The sequence below is a fragment of the Chryseobacterium gregarium DSM 19109 genome (assembly GCF_000430845.1).
GTDB classification, from domain to species: Bacteria; Bacteroidota; Bacteroidia; order Flavobacteriales; family Weeksellaceae; genus Chryseobacterium; species Chryseobacterium gregarium.
The window spans coordinates 1-1,273 of record NZ_AUMU01000043.1 but is presented as its reverse complement, the minus strand read 5'-3'; the positions used below and the strand labels follow the sequence as shown (position 1 = coordinate 1,273).

Below are 1,273 nucleotides of genomic sequence, written 5' to 3'. Positions count from 1 at the left end.
TCAACAAAAAAACTGTTGGGTTCTGCCATAAGGATTCAGCCAAAGGAAAACAGTTTGAATCAATATTTCCAGGTTTCATCAGCGAAAGTCAGAGCAGATGAAACCGGAACGGGCGGCTTAAACTTAAAAAGCGGTGATATCATCGGACTGGAGAAATCATTTGCAGAATTTCTAAGTGTTATATATACTAAACAAAATCAGGGTAATTGATCTCTGATTTTTTCTTTTGGAGCTAATCCCGCTATCCACTCATACTCCTCGCGCCGTGCTTTCCGGCCGCAGAGCCTTTGCTTATCCTTTGCCTGTTGCGGGGTAACCGTTTCTATCGGGGCTAGGGTAGTCTGCTATATAATAATGGCAAGCATATAAATAAAATTACCACCGATGGTCACTAATCTCCAGTGCTATCCGGTTTGTTATCTGACAAAGTTTCTTATCAGTAATTATATACTCATCTTCCACAGCTATGTTCACTATTGTTATTATCCCCGCTATCCCCCCCCTTCATAAAAATTCCCCTCCTTTGGAGGGGTGTCAAAAATCCGGAGGATTTTTGCCGGGGTGGTTTTAAGCAAACCCTACATAATATAATATGTTATTTAATATTACGGTGTTCAAACCTCATAGGTTTTCAAAACCTATGAGGTTTCCAAAGTTCCATTAAGCCATTGATTAAACGGGATTATTTATAACACTGGTGCGGGACAACTCGTAAAGACAACTTTTCAATCATCAGTCAAAATCACCGGTTCAGAATCACCGATTAGCAAATCACTATTTTATCCATCATTTATAATCATCAACAATCATTCTAATAAACTTATCACAGCAAACCCATTTTAAGCTTTATCATATATAAAGTATGCAAGGCTGAGCTGTTTTTACGGGGTTTATAAGTAATTGCCATCATTTAACCATTATTAGAGATGTGTATGCATGCCTTTCACAACACTAAACCCCGGAAAATCCTTAGTAGATCACATTTTATCAATCTTCTGTTAATGCTTATAAGGTTTATTTGTTCATTGTGGATAACTCTGATTGGCCTTCTAACGCTAGGTTAATCAATAATATAAGCTATTATTTCCCCACAAAATAGGGTTTACTATGAATTTTATGTTAAGTATATTTGGAAGGTAATGTAGGAGTTTCTATCTTTGCCCCACTGAAAACGAGAGTATGTCAGTAGCGCAGAAGAGCTTTTAGATAAGCATGGAATTAAAAACTAATCATCTACCTTATAGGATTGCTTCTGGCAATTATATAAGTAACA

General features: G+C 36.9%; 1 pseudogene. It reads left to right on the top strand.

The window, feature by feature from the left end:
- Positions 1–210, top strand: a pseudogene (locus tag H561_RS24340) (hypothetical protein); the annotation flags it as partial.
- Positions 211–1,273 lie beyond the last annotated feature (1,063 nt).